This window comes from Holdemania sp. 1001302B_160321_E10, from assembly GCF_015552275.1.
Classification (GTDB): Bacteria; Bacillota_I; Bacilli_A; order Erysipelotrichales; family Erysipelotrichaceae; genus Holdemania.
In genome coordinates, this window is record NZ_JADNEM010000053.1 from 1 (window position 1) to 8,873 (window position 8,873).

Consider the following 8,873-nt stretch of genomic DNA (forward strand, 5'->3'; position numbering starts at 1 on the left):
TGAGATCAACACAACGATGATCTATGCCCAGGTATCACAGGAAAATGTTAAACATAGCCACAGAAAATATATGTAAAGGAGAGAGTATGGAAACAGTAAAAATAAATCAGCTTGAAATCGAAAACGTAAAGCGGGTCAAAGCAGTTAAGATCGAGCCTACAGCCAACGGTCTGACCGTCATCGGCGGCCGCAACAGCCAGGGTAAGACCTCAGTCCTCGACAGCATCGCCTGGGCGCTGGGCGGTGATCGCTACAAGCCATCTCAGGCTCAGCGGGATGGCTCTGTCCTGCCGCCGCAGCTGCACGTCGAGCTGTCCAACGGCCTGATCGTGGAGCGTAAAGGTAAAAACAGCGATCTTAAGGTCATCGACCCAAGCGGCCGAAAAGGCGGTCAGCAGCTGCTTAATCAATTTGTGGAGCAGCTGGCACTAGATCTGCCTAAGTTTATGAGCGCATCAGGCAAAGATAAAGCGCAGACACTGCTGCAGATCATCGGCGTGGGTGACCAGCTGGCTAAGTTGGAGATGGATGAGCAAAAGCTGTACCAGGAGCGGCTATACATCGGACGCACCGCAGATCAAAAGGAAAAGTACGCAAAAGAAATGGAAAGTTTTGAGGGCGTACCGAAGGAACCAGTCTCTGCGTCGGAGCTGATCCGCCAGCAGCAGGATATCCTGGCGCGGAACGGGGAAAATCAACGGAAGCGCGAGCGAGTATCTCAATATGAGTACCTGGTCAACACCAAAACCGAGGAGGTAGCCAGGCTGCAGCAACAGCTGCAGATCAAACAAGCAGAGCTGCAGCAGGCCCAAACTGACCTGCAGATCGCAAAGACCTCAGCGCTTGACCTGCGAGATGAATCTACCGAGGAACTGGAGCGGAACATCACGGAGATCGATGAGATTAACCGAAAAGTGCGCGCTAACTTGGATAAAGAGAAAGCCGAGGAAGACGCCAGGATCTACAAAAACCAGTATGATGCCCTGACTGTGCAGATCAATGATATCCGACAGGCAAAGCTGGATCTGCTTAAGGGAGCTGATCTGCCGCTGCCAGGTCTGTCGGTACAGGATGGCGAGCTGATTTACCAAGGGTTTAAGTGGGACAACATGTCCGGATCCGATCAGCTTAAGGTGGCCACGGCCATTGTCCGCAAGCTTAATCCTCAGTGCGGATTTGTCCTCTTGGACAAGTTGGAGCAGATGGATCTGCAGACGATGCAGGAATTCGGTGCCTGGCTGGAGTCCCAGGGATTGCAGGCGATCGCGACCCGGGTCAGCACTGGGGATGAGTGCTCGATCATCATCGAGGATGGCACGGTTGTTGGAAAGTCAGAGGCATCCGAAGCCCCGGCGCCGCGCTGGAAAGCAGGTGAATTCTAATGTTTGAAATTTCCACCGGTAAGATCCAGACCGCAATTAAAACTGTAATTTACGGCCCGGAAGGCATTGGTAAGTCTACCTTTGCCTCCCGGTTTCCGGATCCTCTGTTTATTGACACGGAGGGCTCCACAAAGTACATGGACGTTAAACGACTGCCGGCACCGTCCAGCTGGTCGATGCTGCTGCAAGAGGTCCAGTATGTTAAATCAACACCAGGGCTGTGCAAGACGTTGGTGATCGATACCGCAGACTGGGCTGAGCAGATGTGCATCAAACAGATCTGCGCTCAAAAAAACTGGGGTGGCATCGAGGACGCCGGCTGGGGCAAAGGTTATACATACCTTGCCGAGGAGTTTGGTAAGCTGCTTAATCTACTTGAGGACGTCGTAAGATCCGGGATCAACGTCGTCGTGACTGCTCACGCACAAATGCGCAAATTTGAGCAGCCGGATGAGCTGGGATCCTATGATAGATGGGAGCTCAAACTGCAGAAAAAGACAGCTCCGATGGTCAAAGAGTGGGCTGATATGGTGCTATTTGCCAACTACAAGACAATCGTTGTCAATGTCGACGGCCAAGGCGTAATCAAGGGCAAAAACAAAGCCCAGGGTGCAGGCCAACGTGTCATGTACACAACGCACCACAGCTGCTGGGACGCTAAAAACCGTCACGGCCTGCCGGATGAGTTGCCGTTCGATTTTGGCGCTATCGCTCATTTATTTGCAGAGCAAGCTGCAGTACAGCCGCCGATCCAGCAACCGGTCTTACAGACAAAACAGCAGCCAGTCCAGGCAACACCGCCGATCGCTCAGCCAACACCAGTCCCGCAGCCGCAGATGGATATCGCCGCGGGAGACGGTATCCAAGAGGGACAGCTGGTACAGCCCGATCCGCAATTTGATATCGACTATACCGGGATCCCACAATCGCTTGTCGACCTGATGAAAAAAGATAACATCATGCCGATGCAGATCCAGCGAGTGGTAGCGCAAAGACACTATTATCCAGTAGATACACCTATCAGGAATTATGATCCAGGATTTATTCAAGGATCCTTAGTAGGAGCCTGGGATCAAGTTGTAAATGCAGTTTTACACTTAGATGTACCATTTTGAGAAATATTGAGGAGGATAAGAAATGACACAGTATAACCCTTACACCCAGCAGACACAGTACGGACAGCCAGCACAACAGCCAACAACGCAGGATGGATACGAATTAGATTATGAAGGAGTAATCACGAAGGATTCCGAGTTTGTTTTAATCACACCCGGCGAATATGACTTTACAGTGGAGAGTTATAGTTACGGATACTACAACGGAGGTGAGAAAGTACCGCCATGCAAAAGGGTAGATGTGAATCTGATTATCGCTGCACCCGAAGGCAATGTCAAAGTGCAGAAGGGATTCTTCCTTCACAGTAAATTCGAGTGGGCTTTATCAGCGTTTTTCATGAGTTTGGGTATGAAGCGAAAAGGTGAACCATTAAAAATGAATTGGAAAGCAACGATCGGAGTGAAAGGCAGATGCAAGATCGGCCGGCGGTCAAGCAACGGTAGTGAGTATAATGACGTTAAAGAATTTATTCCGCGCCCAGACATGCTGTTGCCGGCAGCCCAAAGTCCATATACGCCAGGAGCATTTTAAAGGGTAAGTGATTATGGAGTTACGTCCATATCAATTAGAAGCCAAAACAGCCATATTTGAACAGTGGGACCAGGGGATAAAGAAAACGCTCCTGGTCCTTCCAACAGGCTGCGGTAAAACGATCGTCTTTGCCAAGGTCACTGAGGAGTGTGTCCGTCAGGGCAAGCGAGTGCTTATCATGGCACACCGCGGTGAGCTGCTGGATCAGGCAGCGGACAAGATCATGCAGGCAACCGGCTTGGGCAGCGCTGTGGAAAAGGCTGAAGAAACCTGCCTGGGTAGTTGGTTTAGGATTGTGGTCGGATCCGTGCAGAGCTTAACCCGACCGCAGCGCCTGGCAAAATTCAAACAAGATTATTTTGACACGATTATCATCGATGAGGCTCATCATTGCCTCTCTGACAGCTATCAGCGGGTACTTGAGCACTTTCCGGATGCTGAGGTGCTTGGGGTTACAGCAACTCCGGATCGCGGTGACATGCGTAATCTGGGGCAATACTTCGAGTCATTAGCATATGAGTACACGCTTCCGCAGGCAATCAAGAGCGGATACCTGGTTCCGATCAAAGCCATGACGATCCCCCTACAGCTGGATCTGACAGGTGTCGGGATACAATCTGGGGACTTTAAGGCAAGTGACTTGGGCACAGCATTGGATCCATATCTTTACCAGATCGCCGATGAGATGCTCAAATATTGCAAAGATCGTAAGACAGTCGCATTTTTACCACTCGTAAAAACCAGCCAGAAGTTTTGCGAGATCCTCACTCAAAAAGGGTTCCGGGCTGCTGAAGTCAACGGCGAGAGTGCTGATCGCGCACAGATCCTCGCTGATTACGATTCCGGCCGATACAACGTTTTATGCAACTCAATGCTTTTAACAGAGGGATGGGATTGCCCAACGGTGGATTGCATTATTGTGCTCCGACCGACCAAGGTGAGAAGTCTATACAGTCAGATGGTGGGCAGAGGCACGCGCCTCGCACCGGATAAGGCTGACTTGTTATTGCTGGACTTTCTTTGGCACACGGAACGACACGAGCTTTGCCACCCGGCATCACTAATCTGTGAAAGTGAAGAAGTTGCAAAGAAGATGACGGAAAACCTTGAAAAAGCAGCCGGATGTCCGGTAGATCTGGAAGAAGCAGAAGCACAGGCGTCCTCTGACGTTGTCGCCGAACGTGAGCAGGCGCTGGCAGATCAGCTGAAGCAGATGAGAGCACGCAAACGCAAGCTTGTGGATCCGTTGCAATTTGAAATGAGCATCCAGGCGGAAGATCTTGCCGGCTATGTTCCGGCGTTCGGCTGGGAGTGTGCACCGGCAAGTGATAAACAAAAAGAAGCGCTTGAAAAACTCGGGATAATGCCGGATGAGATTGACAATGCCGGTAAAGCAACAATGCTGCTTGATCGATTGCATAAGCGGCAAGCAGAAGGATTGACGACGCCGAAACAGATCCGATTTTTGGAAGGCAGAGGCTTTAAAAATGTTGGAACCTGGCAGTTTTCAGCGGCCAGCAACATGATTACACGAATTAAAGCGTGCGGATGGCACATACCGCGGGGTGTCGATCCTCAAAACTATACACCGGAGGTAAATAACGATGGATTTGAAATTAATTTTGGAATACATTGATCCATCAGACTGCAATTATCAAGAGTGGGTTAACGTAGGCATGGCGCTTAAGCACGAGGGCTACACCGCGGCAGATTGGGATACCTGGTCTGCCCGCGATGGTGGTCGATATCATGCCGGAGAATGCTTTAAAAAATGGTCCACGTTTGTGGGGGCTGGAACGCCGGTAACTGGTGGAACGATCGTCCAGATGGCAAAGGACCGTGGCTGGACGCCAGCTTTATCCTCTGATCCTGGCTATAGTTTAGATTGGGACAGTGTGATCCAACAGGACGATGTTGTCATTGTGGACAAAGGATGGGTAGAGGCTCGTGAGATTAAAGAGCCTGTCAGCTGGGATCCAGTCAAGGAACTCATTACATACCTGGAAACGTTATTTGAATCCGATGAAAATGTTGGATATGTAACCCGCAGTTTTGAGCGAGATGGCAAGTTCTTACCAACCAAAGGCTGCTGGGATCGGACTGCAGGACAACTCATCGATGCGCTGCTCAAATGCAAAGGGGATATCGGTGCTGTGCTGGGCGATTACAACCCAGAGGTAGGAGCTTGGATCCGATTTAATCCCCTGGATGGTAAAGGTGTCAAAAATGATAACGTTACTGATTACCGGTTTGCGCTTGTCGAGTCTGATAGCACAGATCTTGAAAAACAGAACGCGATTATCCATGAGCTGGAACTGCCAGTGGCCTGCCTGGTGTTTTCAGGCAAAAAGAGCGTTCATGCCATCGTCAGGGTGGACGCAGCCAACTATGATGAGTACCGCAAGCGGGTGGATTATCTCTATACCGTATGCAAAAAAAATGGCCTGGAAATCGACCAGCAGAACAAAAATCCATCCAGGCTGTCCCGAATGCCGGGCGTGATCCGCGCAGGCAGAAAACAATTCCTGATGGAAACCAATATTGGAAAATCAAATTGGGACGAATGGCGGGAATGGATCGAGGCTGTCAACGATGATCTGCCGGATCCAGAGCCGCTGGAATCAGTTTGGAATAATATGCCAGCATTATCAGCTCCGCTGATTGATGGCGTGCTGCGCCAGGGACACAAGATGCTGCTTGCCGGTCCGTCTAAAGCGGGTAAAAGTTTTTCCTTGATTGAGCTGTGCATTGCAATCGCTGAGGGAGCATCCTGGTTTGGATGGCCATGTACTCAGGGCCGAGTTTTATACGTCAATCTGGAGCTGGATCGGGCCAGCTGCCTGCACCGTTTTAAAGACGTTTATCAGGCGCTGGGGATTCCAGCGCAGCACTTGCAAAATATTGATATCTGGAATTTGCGCGGCCGCTCAGTGCCAATGGATAAATTGGCGCCGAAGCTGATCCGCAGGGCTGCCAAAAAAGATTACATCGCCATTGTGATCGATCCAATCTACAAGGTCATCACGGGCGACGAAAACAGCGCTGACCAGATGGCTAACTTTTGCAACCAATTTGACAAGGTCTGCACGGAGCTGGGAGTAGCTGTAATCTACTGCCACCATCACAGCAAAGGCAGCCAGGGCAGCAAGCGAAGTATGGATCGGGCGTCTGGTTCTGGAGTCTTTGCGCGAGATCCGGACGCGCTGCTGGATCTCATCGAGCTGGATCTGCCGGAGAGCTTGCAAAAGCAACAGGATGACCAGATGGTCTGCCAGGTGTGTAAGAACTACCTGCAGCGCGCCGGGCAGCTTTACAAGATGTCTCAGGATGATCAATGCAGCGCGTCGAGGATGACGCAGACCTGCAGGGAGACGTTTGACGACCGGGAGTATCAACGGCTATGCGATGACATTCTCACGGCCAGGACTGCAATGCAGGGACGCACGGCGTGGCGGATCGAGGGCACGCTGCGAGAGTTCCCTAAGTTTGCCCCCGTCAATCTTTGGTTTGATTATCCGGTGCATCATGTGGACAATATCGGAGTGTTGGCAGATGTTGAGCCGGACGGTGAGGTGCCGGCCTGGAAGAAGGCTCAGGAGAAGCGGAAGCCGCCAGGCGAGAAAAAAGCGGAAAGAAAAGCAGCCATCGAAACTGCATACAGCGCATGTACGATCGACGGTGATGTGACCGTCGAAGCTCTTGCGGAATATATGGGAACATCGGAAAAAACAGTCCGCAGAAAGTTAAAAGAACACGATAGTTTTGTAATTGAAAACGGTGTCGTAAAGCAGAGGGACAAGGGACAAAATTAGAAATTGTCCCTGTCTCAGTGAGGGACAAAAGGGACAAATTACGTTTTTGTCCCTGTCCCTGAAAAATTTGAGGGACAGACAAATACATGTTTTTGTCTGTCTGTCCCTAGGGACAAAAATCGGGACAAAATATATTACTTCGTAATATATTAGTGTCCCTGTCCCTGACGGGTCAGTAAGGGGTACAGGAACAAGGGGCGTGTGACGTCCGCCCCCTTGTAACCCTGTCCCCTAACTCACTGACAAAAAATTTTGACCCCAAGAAGGAGAACTTGAAAATTATGAAAGTAAGTGAATTGATAGAAATTTTAGAAACCTGTAATCCAGATGCGAAAGTTGCATATGCCGAAAACTGCGACAGTTTGATGCCATACGATGAAGGCTTCTATATGGAAATTACAAATGTCATTGAGAGAAAAGCAAAAAAAGATAACCAAGAGGGCTGGGTGCATTTGTGGTAATCGAGTTTTTTTTGCCAATGGTCCCGCCGACGGTGACCGCCCAGGAGCACAAGGTTACAGTAGTCAACGGTAAGCCCCGGTTTTACGATCCCCCAGAGCTCAAGGTGGCGCGTAGCAAGCTGACTGGGTCGCTTGCCTATCACCGACCGGATACGCCGCTCAGCGGGCCTCTGAGGCTTGTGGTCAAGTGGTGCTTCCCAGCGAGCAGGCATTTGGATGGCCAGTACAAGGATACTCGGCCGGACACTGACAATCTGCAGAAGCTGCTCAAGGACTGCATGACGGCTTGCGGGTACTGGCATAACGATGCCCAGGTCGCGTCAGAGATTGCCGAGAAGTTCTGGGCGGATATCCCAGGGATTTACATACAAGTGGAGGAAATATCATGAGCAAGATATTAGACGATGCCTACAAGGCGCTTAACTGGATGGGGACCAACATGCGGCCAGTCTGCATTAACGACATGGACACAGGATACAAGATGGAGCTAGCGGTTAAAGCCGCTTTGGATGAGCTAAAGGCAAGGGAGAAAAAAGATGAAATGTAGCGAATGTAAACACTGCAAATTTATGGAGTCCAACGGAAGCCCTAACCGGTATTACTGCACACATCCCATAGCAGCTCAGCTCGTTTGTGCAGGGGCAAGGATGATCTGCAGAACTGAGCGGGGATCAAGGGAGATCACGGTCAAAACGGCACCAAAGTGGTGCCCACTTAAAGAAAAATGAAACAGGTTTTAAAATATCCTGGAGCTAAAACTAGGCTGGCGCCCTGGATCTGCTCATATATCCCCGATCACAAGGTATATCTGGAGCCATTTTTCGGATCTGGCGCGGTGTTTTTTAACAAAGTTCCATGTCGAGTAGAGACTATCAACGACCTTAACGAAGAGGTCTACAACTATTTCAAAGTGCTGAGAGATTGGCCTGATGAACTGATCCGGTTGATTGAGCTTACAACTTACGGTCGCGCAGAGTACGTTACTTGAACAGCGTCGTGCAATAGAGAGGATGAAATACTGATGGCGTCATCCGCATATACGATAAAGCAAGAACAATATGAAAAAAATATCAAACTTGTTTACGAGTATGAAAGCGAAAGAAATATGAATCATACGGAATTTGCCAGAATCTGCGGAATTAACTATAACACATTTGCGCAAATTGCTTCTGGACGGTTCAGCGGAACAATTTTTACATGGAGAAAGATAAAAGCCGCAACAAACTTAAAAATCGAATATGATCAAAAGATATGCGATTGCCTGCCGCCAAAACTGAGCAAAAATGAAATATTTTTGACGGATTATGTTATTCCCCATATCGTGAAATTTGGGAATGTGTATATGAATCCGATGAGAGTGAAACAGTTAGGAGGCAAGAAAAAAACAATAGATGTGATGAAAGCATACGGGCTTAATTGCCAATTTAGAAACGAAAGTGAAGGGAAGGGATTTACCTTGGAGGTAGTCAAATAATGAAAATTGAATTATACAATGATCACTTTGAAAACGCCAAACGATACCAGATCCCACGGGCGCAGTTGATCATTGCGGATATACCGTACAATATCGG

At 49.5% G+C, this 8,873-nt stretch carries 10 protein-coding genes; all 10 read left to right on the forward strand.

Annotated elements, in window-relative coordinates; translation table 11 throughout:
• Window positions 1–86 precede the first annotated feature (86 nt).
• The 10 genes from I2D94_RS17495 (at window position 87) to I2D94_RS17540 (ending at window position 8,776) form a co-directional block, all read left to right on the forward strand.
• Window positions 87–1,382: an AAA family ATPase gene (locus I2D94_RS17495; RefSeq protein ID WP_195397823.1), complete on the forward strand. Its 1,296-nt coding sequence runs from the start codon at window positions 87–89 to the stop codon at window positions 1,380–1,382.
• Entirely contained in the window at window positions 1,382–2,497 is a 1,116-nt protein-coding gene (locus I2D94_RS17500; RefSeq protein WP_195397824.1) for an ATP-binding protein, read from the forward strand. Before I2D94_RS17495 ends, I2D94_RS17500 begins: the two co-directional genes overlap by 1 nt.
• A gap of 22 nt (window positions 2,498–2,519) precedes the next feature.
• Window positions 2,520–3,029, forward strand: a complete 510-nt coding sequence (locus I2D94_RS17505; RefSeq protein WP_195397825.1) for a DUF669 domain-containing protein — start codon at window positions 2,520–2,522, stop codon at window positions 3,027–3,029.
• Window positions 3,030–3,042: 13 nt separating this feature from the next.
• Window positions 3,043–4,665, forward strand: coding sequence for a DEAD/DEAH box helicase (locus I2D94_RS17510; RefSeq protein ID WP_195397826.1), 1,623 nt, complete (start codon window positions 3,043–3,045; stop codon window positions 4,663–4,665).
• Window positions 4,634–6,841, forward strand: a complete 2,208-nt coding sequence (locus tag I2D94_RS17515; RefSeq protein ID WP_195397827.1) for an AAA family ATPase — start codon at window positions 4,634–4,636, stop codon at window positions 6,839–6,841. Before I2D94_RS17510 ends, I2D94_RS17515 begins: the two co-directional genes overlap by 32 nt.
• A 281-nt stretch (window positions 6,842–7,122) precedes the next feature.
• Window positions 7,123–7,302, forward strand: coding sequence for a hypothetical protein (locus I2D94_RS17520; protein ID WP_195397828.1), 180 nt, complete (start codon window positions 7,123–7,125; stop codon window positions 7,300–7,302).
• Window positions 7,296–7,691 (forward strand): RusA family crossover junction endodeoxyribonuclease, encoded by a 396-nt coding sequence (locus I2D94_RS17525; RefSeq protein ID WP_195397829.1) that lies wholly within the window; start codon window positions 7,296–7,298, stop codon window positions 7,689–7,691. The genes I2D94_RS17520 and I2D94_RS17525 overlap by 7 nt, the downstream gene beginning before the upstream one ends.
• Window positions 7,688–7,849 carry a hypothetical protein gene (locus I2D94_RS17530; RefSeq protein ID WP_195397830.1) on the forward strand — a complete coding sequence of 54 codons (162 nt, stop codon included), beginning with the start codon at window positions 7,688–7,690 and terminating at the stop codon, window positions 7,847–7,849. Before I2D94_RS17525 ends, I2D94_RS17530 begins: the two co-directional genes overlap by 4 nt.
• A 177-nt stretch (window positions 7,850–8,026) precedes the next feature.
• Window positions 8,027–8,290, forward strand: coding sequence for a DNA adenine methylase (locus tag I2D94_RS18755; RefSeq protein WP_083538672.1), 264 nt, complete (start codon window positions 8,027–8,029; stop codon window positions 8,288–8,290).
• A gap of 33 nt (window positions 8,291–8,323) precedes the next feature.
• On the forward strand, window positions 8,324–8,776 hold the full coding sequence (locus I2D94_RS17540) for a hypothetical protein (RefSeq protein WP_072685730.1): 453 nt from the start codon (window positions 8,324–8,326) through the stop codon (window positions 8,774–8,776).
• Window positions 8,777–8,873: the final 97 nt, after the last annotated feature.

Bases quoted from the DNA above. Each gene is read 5' to 3' on its own strand.
- I2D94_RS17495 (WP_195397823.1), top strand. From the start codon at position 87: ATGGAAACAGTAAAAATAAATCAGCTTGAAATCGAAAACGTAAAGCGG.
- I2D94_RS17500 (WP_195397824.1), top strand. From the start codon at position 1,382: ATGTTTGAAATTTCCACCGGTAAGATCCAGACCGCAATTAAAACTGTA.
- I2D94_RS17505 (WP_195397825.1), top strand. From the start codon at position 2,520: ATGACACAGTATAACCCTTACACCCAGCAGACACAGTACGGACAGCCA.
- I2D94_RS17510 (WP_195397826.1), top strand. From the start codon at position 3,043: ATGGAGTTACGTCCATATCAATTAGAAGCCAAAACAGCCATATTTGAA.
- I2D94_RS17515 (WP_195397827.1), top strand. From the start codon at position 4,634: ATGGATTTGAAATTAATTTTGGAATACATTGATCCATCAGACTGCAAT.
- I2D94_RS17520 (WP_195397828.1), top strand. From the start codon at position 7,123: ATGAAAGTAAGTGAATTGATAGAAATTTTAGAAACCTGTAATCCAGAT.
- I2D94_RS17530 (WP_195397830.1), top strand. From the start codon at position 7,688: ATGAGCAAGATATTAGACGATGCCTACAAGGCGCTTAACTGGATGGGG.
- I2D94_RS18755 (WP_083538672.1), top strand. From the start codon at position 8,027: ATGAAACAGGTTTTAAAATATCCTGGAGCTAAAACTAGGCTGGCGCCC.
- I2D94_RS17540 (WP_072685730.1), top strand. From the start codon at position 8,324: ATGGCGTCATCCGCATATACGATAAAGCAAGAACAATATGAAAAAAAT.